The sequence below is a fragment of the Neobacillus solisequens genome, from assembly GCF_051233465.1.
Taxonomy (GTDB): Bacteria; Bacillota; Bacilli; order Bacillales; family Cytobacillaceae; genus Neobacillus.
Genome location: NZ_JBKFGJ010000005.1, coordinates 1 through 21,533 on the forward strand (window position 1 = coordinate 1; position 21,533 = coordinate 21,533).

The 21,533-nt window shown below is 39.9% G+C and carries 19 protein-coding genes; 3 read left to right on the forward strand and 16 right to left on the reverse strand.

All coding sequences use genetic code 11. The annotated features are described in order from the left end of the window. The 4 genes from ACI3K6_RS07055 to ACI3K6_RS07070 form a co-directional block, all read right to left on the reverse strand. Nucleotides 1-396 (reverse strand): nuclease-related domain-containing protein (locus ACI3K6_RS07055; protein ID WP_435554258.1); only part of this gene is annotated, 396 nt, incomplete at its 3' end. 887 nt (nucleotides 397-1,283) lie between these two features. Continuing rightward, on the reverse strand, nucleotides 1,284-2,123 hold the full coding sequence (locus ACI3K6_RS07060) for a DegV family protein (protein WP_435554259.1): 840 nt from the start codon (nucleotides 2,121-2,123) through the stop codon (nucleotides 1,284-1,286). A 195-nt stretch (nucleotides 2,124-2,318) separates the two neighbouring features. Next, on the reverse strand, nucleotides 2,319-3,002 hold the full coding sequence (locus ACI3K6_RS07065; RefSeq protein ID WP_335480726.1) for a response regulator transcription factor: 684 nt from the start codon (nucleotides 3,000-3,002) through the stop codon (nucleotides 2,319-2,321). A gap of 47 nt (nucleotides 3,003-3,049) precedes the next feature. Continuing rightward, nucleotides 3,050-4,192, reverse strand: a complete 1,143-nt coding sequence (locus tag ACI3K6_RS07070; RefSeq protein ID WP_335480728.1) for a sensor histidine kinase — start codon at nucleotides 4,190-4,192, stop codon at nucleotides 3,050-3,052. Between the two features lie 275 nt (nucleotides 4,193-4,467). On the opposite strand from ACI3K6_RS07070, the gene ACI3K6_RS07075 reads away from it, so the two are divergent. Next, nucleotides 4,468-5,115: a YigZ family protein gene (locus ACI3K6_RS07075; RefSeq protein ID WP_435554260.1), complete on the forward strand. Its 648-nt coding sequence runs from the start codon at nucleotides 4,468-4,470 to the stop codon at nucleotides 5,113-5,115. Between the two features lie 84 nt (nucleotides 5,116-5,199). Here ACI3K6_RS07075 and ACI3K6_RS07080 read toward each other — a convergent pair whose 3' ends face one another. From ACI3K6_RS07080 to ACI3K6_RS07125, 10 genes are all read right to left on the reverse strand, one after another. After that, nucleotides 5,200-6,264 carry a glycosyltransferase family 4 protein gene (locus tag ACI3K6_RS07080; protein ID WP_435554261.1) on the reverse strand — a complete coding sequence of 355 codons (1,065 nt, stop codon included), beginning with the start codon at nucleotides 6,262-6,264 and terminating at the stop codon, nucleotides 5,200-5,202. Between the two features lie 122 nt (nucleotides 6,265-6,386). Then, the gene (locus ACI3K6_RS07085; RefSeq protein ID WP_335480734.1) at nucleotides 6,387-7,451 is read right to left on the reverse strand and encodes a glycosyltransferase family 4 protein; all 1,065 of its coding nucleotides are present in this window, start codon (nucleotides 7,449-7,451) and stop codon (nucleotides 6,387-6,389) included. A 407-nt stretch (nucleotides 7,452-7,858) separates the two neighbouring features. Next, nucleotides 7,859-8,710 (reverse strand): dTDP-4-dehydrorhamnose reductase, encoded by an 852-nt coding sequence (gene rfbD / locus ACI3K6_RS07090; protein ID WP_435554262.1) that lies wholly within the window; start codon nucleotides 8,708-8,710, stop codon nucleotides 7,859-7,861. After that, entirely contained in the window at nucleotides 8,710-9,732 is a 1,023-nt protein-coding gene (gene rfbB, locus ACI3K6_RS07095) for a dTDP-glucose 4,6-dehydratase (RefSeq protein WP_335480738.1), read from the reverse strand. Before rfbB ends, rfbD begins: the two co-directional genes overlap by 1 nt. Nucleotides 9,733-9,744: 12 nt before the next feature. Continuing rightward, nucleotides 9,745-10,305: a dTDP-4-dehydrorhamnose 3,5-epimerase gene (gene rfbC, locus ACI3K6_RS07100; RefSeq protein WP_335480740.1), complete on the reverse strand. Its 561-nt coding sequence runs from the start codon at nucleotides 10,303-10,305 to the stop codon at nucleotides 9,745-9,747. Between the two features lie 19 nt (nucleotides 10,306-10,324). Continuing rightward, nucleotides 10,325-11,200, reverse strand: coding sequence for a glucose-1-phosphate thymidylyltransferase RfbA (rfbA, locus tag ACI3K6_RS07105; protein ID WP_435554263.1), 876 nt, complete (start codon nucleotides 11,198-11,200; stop codon nucleotides 10,325-10,327). 117 nt (nucleotides 11,201-11,317) lie between these two features. After that, on the reverse strand, nucleotides 11,318-12,028 hold the full coding sequence (locus ACI3K6_RS07110) for a glycosyltransferase family 2 protein (protein ID WP_435554264.1): 711 nt from the start codon (nucleotides 12,026-12,028) through the stop codon (nucleotides 11,318-11,320). 13 nt (nucleotides 12,029-12,041) lie between these two features. Next, nucleotides 12,042-12,878: a glycosyltransferase gene (locus ACI3K6_RS07115; protein ID WP_435554265.1), complete on the reverse strand. Its 837-nt coding sequence runs from the start codon at nucleotides 12,876-12,878 to the stop codon at nucleotides 12,042-12,044. After that, nucleotides 12,875-14,212 carry an O-antigen ligase family protein gene (locus ACI3K6_RS07120; protein ID WP_335480748.1) on the reverse strand — a complete coding sequence of 446 codons (1,338 nt, stop codon included), beginning with the start codon at nucleotides 14,210-14,212 and terminating at the stop codon, nucleotides 12,875-12,877. The genes ACI3K6_RS07115 and ACI3K6_RS07120 overlap by 4 nt, the downstream gene beginning before the upstream one ends. A gap of 118 nt (nucleotides 14,213-14,330) precedes the next feature. Further along, complete coding sequence (locus ACI3K6_RS07125) at nucleotides 14,331-15,116, reverse strand: glycosyltransferase family 2 protein (protein ID WP_435554266.1); 786 nt, start codon at nucleotides 15,114-15,116, stop codon at nucleotides 14,331-14,333. 265 nt (nucleotides 15,117-15,381) lie between these two features. Between ACI3K6_RS07125 and ACI3K6_RS07130 the strand changes: the two genes are divergently transcribed. Together ACI3K6_RS07130 and ACI3K6_RS07135 are read left to right on the forward strand one after the other, a co-directional pair. Then, nucleotides 15,382-16,380 (forward strand): LCP family glycopolymer transferase, encoded by a 999-nt coding sequence (locus ACI3K6_RS07130; RefSeq protein WP_435554267.1) that lies wholly within the window; start codon nucleotides 15,382-15,384, stop codon nucleotides 16,378-16,380. 129 nt (nucleotides 16,381-16,509) lie between these two features. Continuing rightward, on the forward strand, nucleotides 16,510-17,781 hold the full coding sequence (locus tag ACI3K6_RS07135) for a flippase (protein ID WP_335475352.1): 1,272 nt from the start codon (nucleotides 16,510-16,512) through the stop codon (nucleotides 17,779-17,781). 41 nt (nucleotides 17,782-17,822) lie between these two features. Here the strand turns inward: ACI3K6_RS07135 and ACI3K6_RS07140 are convergent, their stop codons facing one another. Together ACI3K6_RS07140 and ACI3K6_RS07145 are read right to left on the reverse strand one after the other, a co-directional pair. Next, nucleotides 17,823-18,743 carry a glycosyltransferase family 2 protein gene (locus tag ACI3K6_RS07140; RefSeq protein ID WP_435554268.1) on the reverse strand — a complete coding sequence of 307 codons (921 nt, stop codon included), beginning with the start codon at nucleotides 18,741-18,743 and terminating at the stop codon, nucleotides 17,823-17,825. A 137-nt stretch (nucleotides 18,744-18,880) separates the two neighbouring features. Then, nucleotides 18,881-21,439 carry an Ig-like domain-containing protein gene (locus tag ACI3K6_RS07145; protein ID WP_435554269.1) on the reverse strand — a complete coding sequence of 853 codons (2,559 nt, stop codon included), beginning with the start codon at nucleotides 21,437-21,439 and terminating at the stop codon, nucleotides 18,881-18,883. Nucleotides 21,440-21,533: the final 94 nt, after the last annotated feature.

A 21,533-nucleotide genomic window follows, 5' to 3' on the forward strand; every position in this document is an offset into this window, starting at 1 on the left:
ATAATGCCACTTTGCTTGAATCCTGGGATCCTCAAAAACGTCTTCTGTTCCATCATCGTTTTTACGGGTTAGTTGATTAAATGTATTATCGAAGGTTAATTTGCCTTGGATATTTTTCAGTTCATTCATAAGGATCCATTTTTGTGAGAGGAGAAGATTGTCAATTTGAAAGTGGATTTCTTTGTACTGCAGCTCAAGGTCGTGGATAATAATGTATTGATCGTGCGGATATTGTTTGAGGTAGTTGCTTAAGGTTAGTTCACCACGATACCCAGCGATTCGTCTAGCGAGGTCCCTTTCGATGTCAGCATGTTTGGGATGCCCCGGGATTAGTCGCCGCTTTAGGGCTGCTGTTTGAAGAAGTCTTAGTGGGGGATATAGTTCTTTTAATATCAAATTTTTTTCACTCCTTTTCTTTTTTGAGATATTTCTTCGTATTTAGATAAAATTCCTGCTGATTGTCGAAATATTTTTTTAGAGGCGTTAGTATTTCCGCTGATTTTGCCTGGATTCCCGCAGGATTTTGCGCTAATTCCGCGTCTTTTCTCAATTTTTCCGCGGGATTTTAACCTTTTCCCGCGGGTTTCCGCATTTATTCCGCGACTCTGCTCCTTAGTTACTCCTTTCTAGTTCTTGCTGAACTAGGTGTAGCTACTCTGATTGGTGAGGATCTTTATAAGGAGAAGCTATAGATTTCCGCCGATTTTTCCTGGATTCCCGCGGGATTTTGCACTAATTCCGCAACTTTCTCAACCTTTCCGCGAGACTTTACCTTTTTCCCGCGGGTTTCCGCATTTATTCCGCGACTCTGCTTCTTAGTTACTCCTTTCTAGTTCTTGCTGAACTAGGTGTAGCTGCTCTGATTGGAGAGGATCTTTAAAAGGAGCAGCTATAGATTTCCGCCGATTTCACCTGGATTCCCGAGGGATTTTGCACTAATTCCGCGTCTTTTCTCAACTTTTCCGCGAGTTTTTTCCTTTTTCCCGCGGGTTTCCGCATTTATTCCGCGACTCTGCTCCTTAGTTACTCCTTTCTAGTTCTTGCTGAACTAGATGTAGCTACTCTAATTGGAGAGGATCTTTAAAAGGAGCATCTACAGATTTCCGCCGATTTCACCTGGATTCCCGCGGGATTTTGCACTAATTCCGCGTCTTTTCTCAACTTTTCCGCGAGATTTTACCCTTTTCCCGCGGGTTTCCTCAATATTTCCGCCAACTCCCCTAACAACGCCATATCCCCCAAAAAAAAAACACCCTAAGAATCGGGGTGTACTGTAATACAATCTATTTCCTCATCCAGCCCATGCCCATGGAGCCTTCTCCGAGGTGGGTGCCGATGACGGCGCCGAAGTAGCCGATGGAGAACTCAACGTTAGGGTATAAGGCTTCGAGCTCGGTTCGCCATTCGTTGGCTTCATCCTCGCGGTTGGCGTGGATAATGACGGCCCGGTAATCTTCGCCGCTGGCTGCGTCTTCGCCTAGCAAATCGGCCACTCGTTTTAGGGCCTTTTTGCGGGTGCGGATTTTCTCAAAAGGGATGATAACTTTGTCTTCAAAGTGCAGCAGTGGTTTGACCTGCAGCAGGCTACCGATCAGGGCTGCAGCGCTGGAAAGCCGTCCGCCGCGTTGTAGGTGGCTTAAGTCATCCACCATGAAATAGGCTCGGGCGGTTTGTTTTAATTCTTTCAGGCGGGCGATGATGGCGTCGGGATGCTCGCCTCGCTCGGCCCATTCTGCAGCTTCGAGGGCGTAGAAACCTTGAACCATACAGCTAACTTCCGAGTCGAACGCAAACACTTCAATTCCTTCCACCATAGTTCCAGCAGTAATCGCACCTTGATACGTTCCGCTTATGCCGCTGGAAAGATGCACACAGACGACGGCATCGTAATCCTTTGCAAGTTTTTCAAAGAGCTCGACAAATTGGCCGATCGGTGGTTGTGATGTGGTTGGGAGCTCTTTCGTTTTGACTTCCTCATAGAACTGTTTCCAGTTAAGATCCACTTCTTCTTGGTAAGCCTCGTTCCCGAAAATGACGTTTAACGGGATCATATGTATATTCCATTTTTCTAGTAATTCTTTTGGTATGTATGCAGTACTATCCGTGACAACTGCCGTTTTCATGTGCAATACCATCCTTGTCCCTTTATTAGCAAATAAGAAACACTCTTATGTCGCAATATATTCTAACCTGCCTAGGTTGGTCAGGTTGTTATTTAACAATATGCATAATGTCTATTTTATATGAAACAGAATAAATTTGCATTATTTTTAGGACAGAAAAAAGACACGCTGATCATGGCGTGCCTTCCTTCATTTTTATCTCACTTCTACCCAGCCATTTTTGATGGCAACGACAACGGCTTGGGTGCGGTCGTTTACGTTCATCTTTTGCAATATGTTAGAAACGTGATTTTTGACGGTTTTTTCACTGATAAACAAAGCCTCGCCGATACCGCGGTTGCTTTTTCCATCGGCCAGCATTTGCAGGACCTCGCATTCACGGCGGGTTAGTAAATGCAGTGGACGGCGAATTTCCATCATTGGCGTGTAAGAGCCGCCACGGGCAACACCTGCCGCAAGTTTGCGATATTCATTTACTAGGTTATGGGTAACCTTTGGATGGAGGTATGAACCACCTTCAGCAACAACACGAACGGCTTCAATCAGTGCGTCTGCATCCATCTCTTTCAATAAATATCCGCTTGCACCGGTTTGCAAGGCATGGGTAACATAATTTTCATCGTCATGGATGGATAGGATAATGACCTTTGTATCAGGATACCCCTCAATTAATTTTCGAGTCGCTTCGATACCGTTCATTTGCGGCATGTTAATGTCCATGATGACCACATCGGGACGATCTTCTTCCACGATGGTCAAGGCCTCACTGCCATCATCCCCTTCGGCCACAACCTTAAATGTTGGTTCGAACTCTAGTATTCTTTTAACACCTTCTCTAAAAAGCTGGTGATCGTCAATAATGGCAATTTTTGTTGTCATCTTATACGCCCCCTAAATCCTCTTCATTTTACATACTTGGGAAAATTTCAAACATTTAACGGGACACGAATCAAAATCTCGGTTCCCTTGCCAATTTTTGAATCCACTTTCAATTCTCCATCCAACAGGTCCACTCGCTCCCTCATTCCGATTAAACCAAACGAATCCGGCTTCTTCTGGCTGGGGTCAAACCCGATGCCATTATCCTTTATTAAAACTGTAACAGTTGAAGTTGTCATTTCAAGCTGCACCCTAATTTGGCAGGCATTCGCATGCTTAAGGGCATTTTGCACCGATTCCTGTATTAGACGGAACAGAGCTACCTCGTATTTCGGAGGTAAGCGGGTTTCCATACCATTATTGGTAAATTCAATGCATGAGTGATTATGATATTCTTCGATTGTGCGTAAATATTTCCTGAGAGTCGGTACGAGTCCTAGGTCATCAAGCGCCATTGGACGCAGGTCGTAAATAATTCTGCGGACCTCATATAATGCGGAACGTACCATTTTTTTAAAGCTTTGGATTTCAGAAAATGCCTCGTCTTCACTTTTTTCGCGAAAAACTCGTTCAATTAAATCTGACCGAACAATGACATTTGCTAGCATTTGTGCGGGACCATCGTGTATTTCTCTGGATAAGCGTTTGCGTTCTTCTTCTTGTGCCTCAATAATTTTCAAGCCAAAATCTTGCTTCGCTTTCGCATTTTCAAAGGCCTCACCAAGTTGTTTTAAATCGCTTTGCAAATAATTCATCACGACAGATATTTGAGAAATCAACTGATCTGCTCGATCAATTGTATCATTTAGGCCAAGCAGTCTGCGTTCCAATTCGTCCCTTTTTTCCAACAGTTGCTTTTTGTATTGCCAGTTAATGGACAGGTCCATTTGCAGCTGATGAGCCTTTTCATATGCTTCTCGGACCATTGCCTCAGAATAGTTTTTAAAGTTTTGGCTTACGGTCGACAGTTTTTTCCTAGCTTGGTTTACTTGCAACTCAAGCTGATCGCTCTCTTCAGTAAGCTTAAGCATCATTTCTTTTATACTGGTTAATTCATTCGTAATGCTTTCAAACTCTTCACGGCATTGCTCACTTATTTGGAAAATGTCACCTTTACTGCACGTAACCGTTGCAATCATTTCCTCACGAATGGCATCAATAGATTTTAGATTCATTTGAGTCATTTTCATTTGCATTCCTCCGGGATGGATTTCCCTTTAGGCTTTGTAAATACTTTACCATCTTTTGTAAGTTTCCGCTAAATTTACGCTCATACTAATTGACTATGCCCTATTTAACGAGATAATAGTAGAATAATAATAGGATTCTACTTCTTTCCACCTAGTATTTTCCCTATTAAACTAGACTTATTATATCATTCGAAGGTTACAGGCATATTAAAGGTATATTACAGCAAATTTCTTAAATTTTTATTAAGCTCTAAAGAAATTGAAAGGAGAACTCTATGCTAGCACGATACTTAACAGTAAAACAAGCCGGGGAACATGAGATCAACATCCAAAGATCCCGATTTATTGCTCACATAAAACGAACCGAAACAGAAACCGAGGCCCAAGATTTTATCCAGATGATTAAAAAACAGCATTGGGATGCGACCCATAATTGCTCAGCCTACTTAATCGGTGAACATGACCAGATTCAAAAAGCGAATGATGACGGTGAACCAAGTGGTACTGCTGGTGTACCCATTCTGGAGGTATTAAAAAAACGTCATCTAAAGGATACCACTGTTGTTGTAACCCGTTATTTTGGCGGAATAAAACTGGGGGCCAGCGGGTTAATCAGGGCTTATGGGAAAGCCACTTCAGAGGGACTAGAAGCAGTCGGTATCGTGGAACGACGGCTCGTTCAGGTCATGCGTGTCAAAATGGATTACACCTGGCTTGGAAAAATTGAGAAAGAAATGCGTGCCTCAACAGAGTATAAACTGAAAGAAATTCACTATTTGGATATCGTTGAAGTGGAAGTCTATGTAGATGAAAACAAAACAAAAGACTTTACAGATTGGATGATTGAATGTACGAACGGACAATGCAGCTTTGAAAAAGGAGAAACAGTTTATCTGGAAGAGGATTTTGTAAGGTCCCCTTAAAGGTAAATTATAGTAGGACTTGCGAAGGAAAACAATTGGGAAAATTTTTTAAAAAAGGGCACCATTTAAATTTGGGGCCCTCTATTATGTTCGATTTTTGGCGGTTCCCGTTTTCAGGATGTTGAAAATACGGAGTAATGGCCGATAGTTCCGACCCACTAGACCGATTTTTTCAGCGATAATTTCAATAATTAGAACCACTACGGCCATCAGGAACAGTGCACCACCAAAGCGGGCTTGGGAAAAAATAACCGCAACCAAGCCAAAAAATGCGGCCATGGCATAAATCAGCAAAACGGTTTGCCTGTGAGTATAGCCCATCCGAAGCATGCAATGATGCAAGTGAGATTTATCCGGAGCTGACAAAGGCTTTTTGTTGATGATCCGCCGGAGAATGGCAAAAAAGGTGTCGGAAATCGGTACCCCGAGAATGATGACCGGGATAATAAAAGAAATGAAGGTAATATTTTTAAAACCAAGTAAGGATAGCACTGAAATGATGTAGCCTAGAAAGAGTGCCCCCGTATCCCCCATAAAAATGCTTGCCGGATGGAAATTGTAAAATAGGAAACCTAGAATACTCACTAATACAATTAAGCCTACAGCCACCACATAGAGGTTTCCTTGGAGAAAAGCAATTCCCGAGATGGTAATTAAGGCAATTGACGACACTCCTGCAGCCAAACCGTCAAGCCCGTCAATGAGATTAATGGCATTGGTAATTCCGACAATCCAGAGGATCGTAATGGGAACACTTAATAGCCCAAATTGAAACTGCCCGCCAAATGGAAGGTTGATGAACACGACATTAAGTCCTCCAATAAATACCACAACACAAGCTGCGATCAATTGCCCTAGGAGTTTATACTTTGCCGGCAGCTCGAACATATCGTCTAAAACCCCGGTTATTACAATAATGAAACTTCCAAGTAGAATCGCAAAAGCGGCTGGATTTTCAGGTTTTAAGAAGATTATTCCGATTATAAAACTAAGAAAAATCGCCAATCCTCCCAGACGGGGCATGATGGTTTGGTGGACTTTGCGTTGATTTGGTCGATCGGTTGCTCCGATCATAAGGGCGAATTTTTTTACGATAGGAGTTATAAGTACTGAAATGACAAAACATACTACCAAGGTGAGAAACAGCATAAAAAATCCTCCTTCATTTTAGTTTGTCCATTTGGAGGAAATCGAAAACACGAAAATGGATGGTAAAAAATCGGAAGGGTACTAGAACAAAAAAAAGCCTAAAACCCAAAGGGTTCTAGACTTTATCGGTTACGTAGATTAATCGGTTTAAAGCCTTTTATAAATTTCAACAGAGGCTTATAATCTTCACGAACGAGCCCGATCTTTTCAACGAATAATTCAATGATAATCAGTAGGACTAAGATGACCATAACGGATCCCCAGACAGTTGCTTGTGAGAAGATAAACGCAACTAGACCGAAAATAGCAGCCATGGCATAAATCAATAAAACGGTTTGGCGATGTGAAAATCCTGCTTTTAATAAGCAATGGTGTAGATGTGATTTATCCGGTGCAGATAGAGGCTGCTTGTTTACTAGACGACGGATAATCGCAAAGAATGTATCTGAGATTGGTACGCCCAGAATGATTACTGGGATTACCAAGGAGATAAACGTTACATTTTTATATCCCAGCAATGACAGCACGGAAATGATATATCCTAAGAACAACGCACCCGTGTCTCCCATAAAAATCTTAGCAGGATGGAAGTTGTAAAATAAGAAACCGATAGTCGCAGCAGTGACAATGAATGCCATAATCGTAACATAACTGTTCCCCATAACAATGGACATTCCACCAATTGTTAACAAAGCAATGGAGGAAACGCCCCCTGCAAGGCCATCCAAACCATCAATTAAATTGATAGCATTCGTAATACCAATAATCCAGATCATAGTCAATGGAACGCTGAAGTAACCAAAATCGATGGTTCCACCAAATGGCAATTTAATAAATTCAATGTTCAAGCCTCCATAAATGACAACAATTGCTGCCGCCGCAACCTGACCTGCCAATTTGACCTTTGGTGAGATCTCCTTCACATCATCCAACATCCCTGTCAAGATGATGATAAAAGCGCCCAGCATAATCGGAAGATGAAATTCGCCAGCTGGCTTAAAGATCAGTACACCAATCAAAAAGCTTAAATAGATGGCCAAACCACCTAACCTTGGCATAATTTTCGAATGAACTTTTCGTTTATTTGGTTTATCAGTTGCTCCAATTTTAAAAGCAAACATTTTTACTAACGGGGTAAGGAGTATTGCCGCAAAAAAACAGATTACTAGAGTCAAATAAAATAACATACAGCGCCTCCGTGATTATATATCCAAATTCGACATAATTTCCAAAAATTAGATAAAACATTTATTTAAACATTATCCTAAAGGATTATAGCACACCCAGTTAAAGAAATAAACACCTCTTTTCAAGACCACTATTTCTTAAAAAAATAGACTAATAACTTACATGAAATGAAGGTTTCCATCTTATTTAGCGACCTCGTACCATTTAGGGCATACCAATATGTATAGACGTCAAAAAACGCGGAAAGTTTCAAGAACCTGCAAAAATTTCACCAAGTCCTCAATATTTTTATCTTCCCATAAAAGAGTGAAAAAGCGGTGAAAAAAAAACCACAGTCATAGACTGTGGCAGACCCTTTTCAGGTTATTCATTCCCATTCTCTTTTAGAACCATCTTAAAGGAGATTTTATTTTTTTTCATTCGTTTCAATGAGATAAGCATCCAAAGCAGCCTTCCAATCCTGAAGCGGTGTGAAACCCTGCTCCTCCAGCATCTTCTTGCTTAGAACCGAATATTTTGGTCTTGCGGCAGGGCGTGGGAACTGCTCCGTTGTTAACGGATTTACCTTCACCTCTACTCCAGCTTGCTTGAAAATTTCCACAGCAAATTCGTACCATGAACAAACTCCATTGTTTGTAGCATGATAAACACCATATCGATCTGTTTCCACTAATTCTACCATGAACCTGGCCAAATCAACGGTATAGGTTGGGGAACCGACCTGATCATGGACGACACCCACTTCACCCCGTTCTTTTCCAAGACGCAGCATGGTTTTGACAAAGTTCTGCCCATATGCACCAAAGACCCATGCTGTACGGACAATGAAAAATTGCTCTAAGTGCTTTTGCAGCAGCTGTTCACCAGCCAATTTCGTTCTACCGTATGCCCCAATCGGATCTGTTGGATGATCCGTTTCATAAGGTTCAGTAGCATTCCCGTTAAACACATAGTCAGTGCTGATATAAAGCAGTTTGGCCCCTGTTTGTTTCGCAGCTTTTGCCAAATATTCTGTTCCCAGCGCATTGATTTGATACGCCACTTCTTCATTTTCTTCCGCTGCATCCACATTGGTATAAGCAGCACAATGAAGAATCGCATCAGGCTTCACTTCGTTCATATAAGCCAAAACATCTGCCTCAACCGTAATATCTAATTCTGAACGATCAATTCCAACCGCCTGATGACCCTTTTTCTCCAATTCCTTAACAACATCCTGACCTAATTGACCAGCAGCACCTGTAACAACAACCTTCATTACTCTGCTCCCAATCTTTCGCCATATTGAGATTTAAAGTAGTCCTGATAGTCGCCGGAAATGATGTTTTCCCACCATTCTTTATTGTTTAAATACCAGTTGATTGTTTGTTCAATACCAGTATCAAATGTATATTTAGGTGACCAGCCAAGCTCTGTACGAAGCTTAGTTGCATCGATTGCATAGCGGCGGTCATGGCCTGGACGATCAGTTACATATTTGATTAAAGATTCCGGTTTGCCTAAAGCTTTTAGAATCGTTTTAACGATATCAATATTGGTGCGTTCGTTATTACCGCCAACATTGTATACTTCACCAACACGGCCTTTATGCAGTACAAGGTCAATCGCTTGGCAATGGTCCTCTACATGAAGCCAGTCGCGGATATTTAATCCATCACCGTATACTGGAAGCTCTTTGTCATTCAACGCATTAATAATCATTAATGGGATCAACTTCTCAGGGAAGTGATATGGTCCATAGTTGTTGGAACAACGAGTAATATTCGTTGGTAATCCAAAGGTTTCGTGATAAGCACGAACAAGCAAGTCTGCCCCTGCTTTACTTGCACTGTAAGGGCTATTTGCGGCAAGTGGAGTTTCTTCACTAAAGTAGCCAGTTTCACCAAGTGTACCGTACACTTCGTCTGTTGAAACCTGCAAGTATTTTTTCACGCCAAAGCTTTTAGCCGCATCAAGCAATGCCAATGTACCTTGAATATTGGTTTGTACGAAAATGCCAGGGTCGGTAATACTGCGGTCCACATGGGATTCAGCCGCAAAGTTCAAGACATAATCAAATTTTTCTTCTTGGAAAAGCCCTTGAACAAACTCGCGGTCTGCGATATCTCCGCGCACGAATTTATAGTTTGGTTTATGTTCAATGTCCTTTAAGTTCTCCAGATTTCCTGCATAGGTTAATAAATCTAAGTTAACAATTTGGTATTCAGGGTATTTATTTACCATATAGCGGACAAAATTGCTGCCGATAAAGCCGGCACCGCCTGTCACTAATAGTTTCATTTTGTAAGCCTCCTATTTTTCAAAAACAAAATTAAGATGGGTTGCATCCTTTAATCTAGGATGTTTTGTATCCTTTTCAGACAGGATTGGATTGGAAGTTGGCCAATCAATGCCTAAATCCGGATCATTCCACAGGATTCCCCCGTCATGTTCTGGAGAATAATACTCGTCCACTTTATAGGCTACTGTGGTGTCAGGCACCAATGTGCAGAAGCCATGCGCAAAACCTTTTGGCACTAATAACTGGCGTTTATTTTCCGAACTAAGGATAACGCCAACCCATTGTCCATATGTTGGAGAGCCTTTACGGATATCTACTGCGACATCATAAATCGCTCCAGTGATACATCGGACAACTTTGGTTTGTGCCTTCGGATTCAACTGAAAATGCAGCCCCCTTAAGGTGCCGGTTGGCGCAGACAATGACTGGTTGTCCTGAACAAAGTCATAATGTAAACCAAGCTTTTCGAACAGTTCTTTATTATAGCTTTCCATAAAATAACCACGGTGGTCGCCAAACACTTTTGGTTCAAGGATTTTTACACCTGGTAATTTTGTTTCCATTATATTCATTTGTTGTTAACCTCGCTTATCATTTCGTTCCTTGACTGGCAATTTTGAGCAGGTATTGACCATATTGATTTTTCTTTAATGGCTCAGCCAATTCCAACAGCTTCTCTTTTGTAATATAACCCATTTTGTAAGCAATCTCTTCAAGGCAGGCAATTTTTAAGGATTGTCTTTTTTCAACCGTTTCAATAAACTGGGATGCCTCTAACAATGATGCATGTGTACCCGTGTCAAGCCATGCATAACCACGGCCCAGGAGTTCTACACTTAACTCGCCCATTTCAAGGTATGCTTTGTTAATATCTGTAATTTCAAGTTCACCACGTGCCGATGGCTTAATATTTTTCGCAATGTCAACTACACGATTATCATAAAAATAAAGGCCTGTGACAGCGTAATTAGATTTTGGCATCTCTGGTTTTTCTTCAATAGAAACAGCCATTCCCTCTTGATCGAATTCAACCACGCCAAATCGTTCAGGATCATTCACGTAATAACCGAACACGGTTGCCCCTGTTTCTCGAGCAGCCGCTTTACGTAATAAATTGGTTAATCCATGGCCGTAGAAGATATTGTCTCCGAGCACTAATGCTACATGATCGTCACCAATAAATTCATCGCCCAAAATGAATGCTTGGGCTAATCCGCCTGGATGCGGCTGGATTTTATATGTAAAATTCATCCCTAAATCGGATCCGTCTCCCAAAATTTGTTCAAAACGATGGGTATCTTCAGGAGTGGAAATGATTAAAATATCTTTGATTCCAGCTAACATTAATACGGAAAGCGGATAATAGATCATCGGTTTATCATAAACCGGTAAAAGCTGTTTAGATACGACCTTTGTCAGTGGGTAAAGTCTTGTACCACTACCGCCTGCGAGAATAATACCTTTCATAAATGACAACTCCTTCTTCTAATCTTCTACAATTATCGTCATATTGGCCCTTCCCCATTATAATGAAGGAGCCCAAAAAAAGACAAACATAATAAAAAATGTAACAAAAACGTAAAATCACTGAAATTTGTATCTCGTGATAGCGGAAAGCGTTTTAACTCTCCCTTTTAGCTGGGAAGATAAAGATCGTTTCTTCATTCCTGTCACATTTCCTCCGTGACGGACATATTTCATCAACGGTTGATCAATATACGTGATTTTTTGCTTCTTCATCATACAAACAAGGGCAATCCACTGATCATGCATTTCAATGGATGGAGGAAAAGGTAAGATGTCAGACACCAGTTCCTTTCTAATAGCCATCATGGCACCGGTAAAAGCATTTTTTATTATATTCCCTACAATTCCTTGATTTATGTTATTGGCATTGTAGTGGTTCCAAGATGGATCAATGACCTTGAGATGGCCATCCACCACGCTCGCATCGTGGACCACCAATGTCGTTCCGGGGTCCTCAAAGGCCCGGACAATTTCAGACACCTTTCGATCCTCCCAAACATCGTCCTGATCGCATAGAAAAAGGATATCTCCCTTAGCCAAAGATATCGCTTTTTCAAAACTTTTAATCGCTCCTACATTTTTCTCATTTACATAAACCTGAACCCTGTCGCCATATGTTTCTTTAATAAGCGGAATCGTTCTGTCCTTAGAACCATCATCGACAATGATGACTTCATCATTTGGGCTCAATTGTTTCAGCACCGAATCCAGCTGTCGAACAATGAATGGCTCTCCATTATATGTTGCCATACAAACAGATAACATCATGACTTAACTCCTTTTAAATTGAAAAAAACTTCCGTAAAGTGTACAAGGCAATTTGTTTATTTTTCACTAATAACAGTTGCTTGAGAAAGCGCTTCGCCAACTGTTTTTTATAGGCTTGGAATAAATCTTGTTTATAATTTTGGTAAAAATGAATTTCTGAATTTAAAATACTTTGATACCGTTTGAGTGATACTCTGCTGTAATCCATAACCGATAATTCATGCTCTAACGTTACAGGCAAAATCCAAACCTTTCTTTGCTGGGCATATACTTGATGAAATAGCCAATGATCTAGGTAATCCAATGGAAAAGATGAATTAAAACCCTTGATGGACTGCAAAAAATCCACCTTCAAGAGTGTACCGGAATTGATGGCCATAACTTCCTGCTCCTGAAGCCCTTCCTTTGGACGGTCTCCCTGCAATGGTCGTAATGACGTGGTATAAACCGGTGAAATCATGGTGTTTTCACTGATAATTTTCGGAACAACAGCTGCCACCTTTTCAGGAAGATCCGGTAAGTTCAATGCTTTTTCAAAATAGTCCGCTGTTAATTCGGTATCATGGTCTAAAAGCAGCAGCCATTTGCTGCCATTAGCAATAGCCTGTGCTAACGCATAATTGTAGGCTGTGGCAATTCCCAAATTTCGGGGATCATGCACGTATGAAATGTGGTTCCCCTCATATTCTATGGGAGTAAACTCATGTTTGTCAGGACTATTATCATATAGAATAATGTCAATATCCTTTAACGGTTCATGACTGGAAAACAAGGTTTGCTTTAATGAATGAAACGTTTTACAATTTTCAGGGTTTACATTATATAAAACCACTACCATTGTGATGTTCATTTATATTCCTCATTTACGCGCAGTTCCTTCCTGGTTTGTGAAGCAATCAGTACCACCAAGAAGAAACTAATTCCGATTGGATTGTTAATAAACGGATTAATATTTGTTAATAATAAAATGCCTAAAAACGTCGCTAATAGGGAGAGATCCAGAGTCGTTAATCTTTGGCCTTTTTTATAAGCGATATAATAATTATAGTAAATCATTAAAAATAAATATCCCCATATGGCAAGGCCAATCACTCCCTGCTCGACCAAGATATCTAAAAAGCTCATTTCAATCCCTGTGATTCTCCCGGCAATTTCTGTTCCATATCCAGTACCAAATACCAGATTCGTCGGCTTAACAAGGATGTCCTTGGAGGCAGTGATGAATTCCATCCGAGCATTTACACTCGTATCATTCACTTCACCCTTATTTTTAGCATTTTCTTCAGCCGACTGCTGAACATTTGTTACCTCAAAGCGTTCCAGTGTCATATATTTGTACAAGAAAGGTACGGCAATCATGACTACTAATGAAATGGCAAACTTCCTTACAAATTCTTTTGAATGTATCAGCTGTTCAATCTTTTTGGCCAGACCCTTAATGGGGTCAACCAGAACTTTCGCATCAAGAACAATGATGGCAAGCACAATTAACATAAATGCAAGCAGGAATCCGCGGGTTTCAGACCAAAGCACGGAAATGGAACCTAAAATCACAAGGGTAATATTCAGCTTGCTTTTATTTTTATTTAACAAATCATTAAAAGCGAGGACCAGCCCGATGAGCACAAAGAAATGGCTTTTGTAAAAAACACTATTGCTTGGTCTGAAAAATAAATCATCCTTCATGACCGAGTTTATCGCATCATAAAAGGTTCCGAAATTACTGGCAAACACGGTTTTTCCCAAAATCGAAACAGATATCGTAAAAATCGCCACCGCTACAGCACTATATTTCAATAGCACCATAATTCGCTGAATCGAGAAACGGTCTTTGGCAATATAGTAGGCGAGCGGGAAATAAACAACGAAGTAGGATACCCTTAGAAAATCAGTCACGATGGCCCCTAATGGATGTCCATGAAGATAGCCAATCAGACTACTTGCTACAAACCAAACCAATAATACATAAATACCAATGGTTACAGCATTAAAACGAATAAAGGTATTACTATTTTTATCAAAAATTGCCTTATCTTTAATGATGCGATAGACATAAGTCAGCAACAATAATAGAAATAAAACTTGCCGGATCGAGACGATGCCAAAATCAATCAGCCTTCCACCGCCGCCAACAAACAATTCTACAAAGAATACGGTTAATAATACTTTTTCAAACTTATTCATGAAAGAATACCTCTCCTACAACCTTCCACCCATCTTTTCCAATGATAGAATAGGGCTTTTATTTAGTATCAATATTGATGGACACTTTTATGAGACAATCTTTTAGCACTTCTCTTCTTTAAAACCAACGCCAACCCCATTTATTGAAATATTTGTACATGGATTGCATAAATATCCTAAATAATTTTCCACTTTTGTGAGCACCACGTTCATAAAAGTGCACCACTTGGGAAAACGGGGTAAACACAATTCGTTTATTTTGTTGTTTTAATTTTATACAAAGATCATAGTCCTCAAAGTACATGAAATAACGTTCATCAAATCCGCCAACTGCCTTGAAATCACTGCTGCGCAATAACATAAAACATCCAGAGCCAATCCGTATGTCCACTTCTCGATCAGTAGGGATATCTCTAAGTTCATAGGTTGAAAGCCGTTTGTCAAACATGTTTTTTACAAATTGGAACGGTACAAAGCGTAAAAAATAATCGAAAACTGAAACGCGATCACGCATTAAATGCTGCGGTGTCCCATCTGAATTTAGCACCCGGGGAACGACTAACCCAATCGATTCATCCCGATCAAGGATTTTGATCATTTGCAGCAGGTCTTCTTTTACTAAAATAATATCAGGGTTAAACACCAAGAAGTATTTTTCCGGGGCGGTCAGTAAATTATAATTGTGCCCGAACCCAAAACCTCTATTTTCATTGTGAAAGGTAATCTCGGCAAAATCCTGATATTCTTTTAAACGGTTTTTATAATCTTCATTTGAATTGTTATCAAATAGAACAAAGCGAAATTTGTCGTCTTTTCCAAATTCCTTCTTTAATTGGTCCAGTACATTAAAAATATGTTTGCTGTTATAGGTCACAATACTAATTGCAACTTTTGCATTAGCCATTTTTCCACACTCTTTCATCACATTCTGGTTAAAGGTTCCTTGTTATTTTCTGCAAGGGGATTAGCCTACATTCAAAAATGTTGATGCAAAAAAACAAATGAATAGGGATAACAAAAGTCAATTATAGCACCATCGTGTCAAAATTTACACTTCTAACTGTCGATTTTTTTCTATTTTTAATTGCACTAATGGTTGCTGGATATTATAATTTAGGTTATGATTGTCAAATTTTAAGACTAAACCTGTAAAGAGGGGATTACTATAAATGAATTCTACTAGAGAAAGTGTAAAAAGAAAGAGACGAAGACCAAAAAAATGGCTACGATTTACATTATTCATAGTTTTCGTTCTATTAGTTGGCGGGGGCGTTTATTTCTATAATGTGTATTCAGATGTTGCCAAAGCCGTTGATAAAATGAATAAACCAATTTCCAGAGAAGTTTCCAAAAAACGTGAGACGAAAGTGGAAGTGGAGAAAAAGGATCCAATTTCCATTCTATTAGTCGGGGTTGATGAACGAGATGGAGATAGCGGCAGAACCGATTCCATGATCGTAGTTACCGTAAATCCTGAGAAAAAATCGACGGTTATGTTAAGTATCCCGCGTGATACTCGAACAAAATTGATTAACAATGAAAATCCAAACAAAAATCGAATTGCGAAAATTAACGCTGCCTATGCGTATGGCGGAATTGAAGAATCAATCGATACAGTCGAAAACTTCCTAAATGTACCGATTGATTATTACATCAAGGTCAATATGCAAGGGTTCAAAGATATTGTCGACGCGGTAGGCGGTATTGATGTTGACAATAAAATTGCCTTTAATCTGGACGGAGTTACCCTTGAAAAAGGACCACAGCATTTGAACGGAATTGAAACTTTGATGTACGCACGGATGCGAAAAGCGGATCCTCGAGGAGATTTTGGCCGCGAAGAAAGACAGCGAGAAGTGATCTCCAAGATTATTGCCAAAGGCAAATCTATTAAAACATTAACGAAATACGATGATATTCTCAAAGCACTGGAGAACAACATCAATACAAATCTCAATCTATCAGATATGATTGATATTCAATCTAACTACAAAGTCGCTGCCGAATCCATTGAAAAGCTTCAAGTTGAAGGTGAAGGCAAAATGATTAACGGAGGCTGGTATTGGGTTGTAGATGATGAAACCAGACAAAGCCTTTCAGACAAATTACGCGAGCAGTTAAATTTACAATCCGAAGCAGTAGCAAAAATCAATACGTATTCCAACTAACTCTTAAAAGCCCATTTAATTTCCAAATTAAGTGGGCTTTTTTAGTTTCCTTCATTGAATCTTTTCCTATTCACCGTTATGATAATAGAGGTGCAAAAAGGTTATAACAAAGGAGCATTCTAAAACTAAATGTCACATAAAAAACGTTTAATCACTAACTTCCTATCTTTGGCCAGTGTGCAAGGTTTAAACTTAATTCTGCCTCTCATCACACTGCCCTATTTAATGCATGTATTAGGTGCGGGGAAATTTGGTTTGGTTCAATTCGCACAAGCTCTTATCCAATATTTTATCATTTTTACCGATTACGGCTTTAATTTAACCGCAACAAAAGAAATATCTTTAAATCGTGATGATAGACAACAAGTATCAAAGATTTTTTCATCCGTCATGACGGTAAAAATGGTGTTGCTCATTGTCTGTTTCTTAGTGATGTTACTATTGGTCCTATTCATACCGAAGTTTCAAGAAGATAGCATTATTTACTTCCTAACCTTTGGAATGGCCATAGGCAACGCACTGTTCCCAATCTGGTTTTTCCAGGGGATCGAGCATATGAAAGTTATCTCTATCTTGAATATTATTTCTAAACTCATTTTTACAATTGGTATCTTTGTTTTGGTGAAAAACAGTGATCAATTTTTAATCGTCCCTCTATTGAATTCACTGGGATATATTCTAATTGGTGTGATTGCCTTATATATTGTACTCGTGAAATATAAGGTGAAACTGTATTTACCAACAAAAGCTGATATCATATTTCAACTGAAAGAAGGATGGGATATTTTCATCTCCACCTTTGCGACCACTATGTATACAACCAGTAATACCTTCATCTTAGGCTTTTTTGCCAGTAATACCGTAGTAGGCTATTATGCAGGTGCAGAAAGGGTCATTAAAGCGATCACCACGATTATTGCACCGCTGATTCAAACTGTCTATCCTTACTTAAGCAAGGCACTAAAGGAATCCAGACAGTCTGCTTTAAATATGCTCAATAAATTATTTATTTTGATTACCGTGCTGATGGGAATTCTGTCCCTCTTCGTGGTACTTTTTGCGAAGTATGTGGTTTTGATTGGTCCTGAATATGAGAATAGTATTCCTTTGCTGTACATTATGGCTGGGCTACCGCTGATTTTGGGATGGGCCAATGTGTTTGGAACCCTAACGATGATTAACTTTGATTATAAAAAACAATTATCACGCATCTATATTTATTCCAGCATCTTCAGCATTGTCTTAATTGTGCTGTTAATCCCGACATTTAAAGAGGTCGGAACCGCTTATAACTCATTACTGACAGAATTGTTTGCTACTATGTTAATGGCAATCTTCCTCTGGAAAAAAGGCATTCATATTTGGAAGTTTAAAGAGCAAATGAAAGTTAGTGAGGAATAAAAAAACGCAAAGGATTCTCGAGTCCTTTGCGTTTTTTCCTATTAATAGCTCTTTATCGAATATAATAATTTGAAAATAAGTGTATCCCTATGATTCTGCCGGTAAAGTGGAGTGTTCAAGCTATACCCCAACCGCTTCAAAAAAGAATTCCGCTTATATAAGAAATCTTCTATTTCCTTTCGATGCGCTTCGGTCAGGTCATTTTTAAATAAGCGATAGAATTCCTCAGCCTGCTTTGTGAATGGCTTGTCCCTGCCCGTTTTCTGAAAGTTTTTATAGCGAACCATTGCACTTTTGATTTTATTGTCAGCCATTCCTAACGTGTTGGAGGAATGCTGACGATACAGGAGATGGGATTCCGGGTCATAGACAATTTTGCCAAACGCCGCCCCCAATAAATAAAACCAAGCATCATGCATGGTAACCTTATCCACTGCCGGAACATGTGAAATAAAGAGCTCACGCATTGCTTTGTTAAAATGAATCGTGCATCCTGTCGCCACATTTTGAATCAAGGCATTTTCAAAGCCGACACCTTTCGGAGGAATTTGAGAATGCTTTAAAAATTGCAGATTCTCATCGACAATTTCCAGGCGTGAAAAATATAAGACAGGAACGCTGGCAGCTTCTTTTTCCATCAAAGCAACTGCCCTGGAAACCTTTGTAGGCTTCCAAAAATCATCCTGATCACAAAAGGCAAAGTACTCAGCGGAATCTGATGCTTTTTCCACCAATTCAAAGAAACTGGAGATAACTCCTTTATTCACAGTCTTGATCAACTGGATATTCGAATGTTCGGCTGCATAAGATTCTATTATGTTGACCGTTTGATCCTTCGAGCCATCGTCACGAACCAGTATTTCCAAGTTTTGATAATCCTGTTGGAGAAGACTGTCCAGCTGCTGAGCTACATATTTTTCTCCATTATAGGTAGATAATAAAATCTGTACTTTTTTCACCATAATACTCCTATCACTTTCTATTATATGTACATATTATCATCAAAAGGGTCTAGGTTTCATTCCATTTCAATAATTATCCCAATTATACTAGCAAAAAAGGATAACCCGGAAATGAGTTATCCTTTCAGTGCACATTTTTACTTAAACGTTAATGCCCCTCCATATACCCAGCCTTGCTGGCCATTGGCTAAAACCCGGTACCAACGGTAGTCGTATGGATATTTGGTCGCATCTCCCTGGTAGTATAAAACATCTGTATTGTATCCTAATACTTTTACATTCGTTCCAGCTGCTAAAGATTTCAGAGATGTGGAAGCGGAGACGTACGGTAATGATCTTAGCGTAACGCCACCTGGATTAACGGTTGCATAAGTATCTACAGTGTTGTTAATAATAATATCCGATGGGTATGGTTTTCCTGCTGGAATATCCCTTCCAAACAATGGAGGATCTGTTGATGAAGCTCCCATAACATTTGATTTAAAATATTGAGCTGCATCAAACGGTTTAAGGCCCAGCATGAGATTTGCAATGCCATTCGCCCAATTTGGATCCGTTGCATATCTAACATTCATTCCTGTTAAAGTCGGACCATTATAGTAACTTCCTGTAGAGTTCAGATAATCCCGTCTGACAACAAAGGCTTCATAATTAATACTGTCTCCTGCTGTCGGGAAATAATATCCACAAGTAAAAGGACAGGAATCATAGGCACCATAACCAAATAGGTTGTGCTTATAGTTTTTTAAATTGGACCCGCCCCAACCTGTTTCCCAAATCGCATGGGCAACAAGATACTGTGCATTCACACCATACTTGCTCTGTGCATCAATAAAGTATTGAGCGTAATCTTTTAATGGACTGTCAGCATGATTCTTTTTATTGAAAAAATCAATAATGTCAGCTGCTGTGATATTCGATGGCTTTCTTAAATCGATTTGCAAATAAGGATTTCCATTAGAAACAAAAATTGTATTATTAATAGTAGTAATCGAGCCATTTTTTCCAGTTTCTTTCACAGTAATGGTATGTTGACCTTCAGAAAACATTAAACTATTCACGGTTAACTTGTATCCAGAGTTAGAATTTTGGAAATCCGGATAGGCATTAAGGACATCAGGACGGTCACTTCCATAAGTGGCTGTACCAATACTTTTGCCATCCATCAATACTTCAATCGTGGAGACACCGCTCAAGTCTAAAAACCAACCGCTAACCACCATGTCGCCTTTAACTATCGAACCATTTAATGGCGAATCAATCGAACCGATTGCCGGAGGATTTTGCACGTTTACCTTAACGCTGTTTAACGTATTGGAAACTCCGTTTTGGCCCGCCTCTTTTACCGTTACCGTATGTTGGCCATTTGCTAAACTTCTCGTATTAAAAAGTAGCTTATAACCGGCATTGGTATTGTTATAGGCTGGAAATGCTCTATAGACATCAGCTCGTGGAAGACCATACTGGGCGACGTCTACACTTTTGCCGTCAATTAAGACTTCAATCTTAGATACGCCGCTTACATCTAAAAACCAACCGCTGACTACCATGTCGCCTTTAATCGTTGCGCCATTTACGGGAACATCCAATGATCCCTTTGGTTCCGGATTCTGCACATTTACTTTTACACTATTTAGTGTAGTCGTTGAACCATTTTTCCCCGTCTCTCGAACCGTTACAGTATGCTGTCCTGCCGTAAGGCTAGTAGTATCAACTGATAACTTGTAACCCGAATTGCCATTTTTGTAACTAGGGAATACTTTCGCTACATCTGGACGAGATAGACCGTACTGAGCTTGTCCCATATTTTTGCCATCAATCAAGACCTCAACCTTGGAAACTCCGCTTGCGTCTAGGAACCAGCCGCTAACGTCCATTTTACCTTTAATCGAGTCATTATTTAAAGGTGTATCCATCCAGCCTCTTGCTAAAGTATTTTGTACATTTACCTTTGCACTGCTAAGAGTAGTGCTACCACCGTTCTTCCCGGTCTCTTTAACAGTCACGGTGTGCTGACCGTTTGAAAGGCTGCTCGTGTTAAAAGTTAACTTGTAACCAGAATTCGTATTGTTAAAACTTGGAAAAACTCTCGCGACATCTGGTCTGGATAAACCGTACTGGGCTTGTCCCACACTTTTGCCATCAACTAGGACATCAATTTTAGAAACACCGCTTGTATCTAAGAACCAGCCGCTGACAGTCATGTCACCCTTAACTGTTGCACCATTAGTTGGAAAATCCATACAGCCCCTTACGGCAGCTGCTATCGCATTTTGTACATTAACCTTCGTGCTGTCCAGCGTTTTGGTAGCACCGGTTTTGCCAGTCTCTCGAACTGTCACCGTGTGTGGACCATTTGTGAGTGTCTTTGAGCTCAAAACCAGGTTATATCCTGAATTTTGATTATTATATTGCGGATATACTCTGGCTACATCCGGGCGTGACAGGCCATATTGAGCTTGTCCGATGATTTTTCCATCGACGAGAACATCGATTTTTGCTACGCCGTTTCCGTCCAAAAACCATCCTTTAACGATCATGTCGTCTTTAATCGTTGAACTTTGAGTAGGTAAATCAATATATCCAGTTGGGAGCAAAGCTACATTGCTTGCCAAAGCTTTATGTTGACCAAATACTGCTAATGTAGTAAAAAAAGAGGCAAACAATAGTAGTTTTTTTGTTTTCTTTTTAATCATATTCACCTCTATTTTAGATAGATTTATATAGTTTCATAACAATACAGACTAATAATAGCAAACTATTATTTTTTCGACAATCACCATTCGACAT

What these genes read in the sequence shown, in the direction of transcription:
- ACI3K6_RS07060 (WP_435554259.1), bottom strand. Translation starts at nt 2,123, where the DNA reads ATGAAAACGGCAGTTGTCACGGATAGTACTGCATACATACCAAAAGAA.
- ACI3K6_RS07065 (WP_335480726.1), bottom strand. Translation starts at nt 3,002, where the DNA reads ATGACAACAAAAATTGCCATTATTGACGATCACCAGCTTTTTAGAGAA.
- ACI3K6_RS07070 (WP_335480728.1), bottom strand. Translation starts at nt 4,192, where the DNA reads ATGAAAATGACTCAAATGAATCTAAAATCTATTGATGCCATTCGTGAG.
- ACI3K6_RS07075 (WP_435554260.1), top strand. Translation starts at nt 4,468, where the DNA reads ATGCTAGCACGATACTTAACAGTAAAACAAGCCGGGGAACATGAGATC.
- ACI3K6_RS07080 (WP_435554261.1), bottom strand. Translation starts at nt 6,264, where the DNA reads ATGCTGTTTCTCACCTTGGTAGTATGTTTTGTCATTTCAGTACTTATA.
- ACI3K6_RS07085 (WP_335480734.1), bottom strand. Translation starts at nt 7,451, where the DNA reads ATGTTATTTTATTTGACTCTAGTAATCTGTTTTTTTGCGGCAATACTC.
- rfbD (WP_435554262.1), bottom strand. Translation starts at nt 8,710, where the DNA reads ATGAAGGTTGTTGTTACAGGTGCTGCTGGTCAATTAGGTCAGGATGTT.
- rfbB (WP_335480738.1), bottom strand. Translation starts at nt 9,732, where the DNA reads ATGAAACTATTAGTGACAGGCGGTGCCGGCTTTATCGGCAGCAATTTT.
- rfbC (WP_335480740.1), bottom strand. Translation starts at nt 10,305, where the DNA reads ATGAATATAATGGAAACAAAATTACCAGGTGTAAAAATCCTTGAACCA.
- rfbA (WP_435554263.1), bottom strand. Translation starts at nt 11,200, where the DNA reads ATGAAAGGTATTATTCTCGCAGGCGGTAGTGGTACAAGACTTTACCCA.
- ACI3K6_RS07110 (WP_435554264.1), bottom strand. Translation starts at nt 12,028, where the DNA reads ATGATGTTATCTGTTTGTATGGCAACATATAATGGAGAGCCATTCATT.
- ACI3K6_RS07115 (WP_435554265.1), bottom strand. Translation starts at nt 12,878, where the DNA reads ATGAACATCACAATGGTAGTGGTTTTATATAATGTAAACCCTGAAAAT.
- ACI3K6_RS07120 (WP_335480748.1), bottom strand. Translation starts at nt 14,212, where the DNA reads ATGAATAAGTTTGAAAAAGTATTATTAACCGTATTCTTTGTAGAATTG.
- ACI3K6_RS07125 (WP_435554266.1), bottom strand. Translation starts at nt 15,116, where the DNA reads ATGGCTAATGCAAAAGTTGCAATTAGTATTGTGACCTATAACAGCAAA.
- ACI3K6_RS07130 (WP_435554267.1), top strand. Translation starts at nt 15,382, where the DNA reads ATGAATTCTACTAGAGAAAGTGTAAAAAGAAAGAGACGAAGACCAAAA.
- ACI3K6_RS07135 (WP_335475352.1), top strand. Translation starts at nt 16,510, where the DNA reads ATGTCACATAAAAAACGTTTAATCACTAACTTCCTATCTTTGGCCAGT.
- ACI3K6_RS07140 (WP_435554268.1), bottom strand. Translation starts at nt 18,743, where the DNA reads ATGGTGAAAAAAGTACAGATTTTATTATCTACCTATAATGGAGAAAAA.
- ACI3K6_RS07145 (WP_435554269.1), bottom strand. Translation starts at nt 21,439, where the DNA reads ATGATTAAAAAGAAAACAAAAAAACTACTATTGTTTGCCTCTTTTTTT.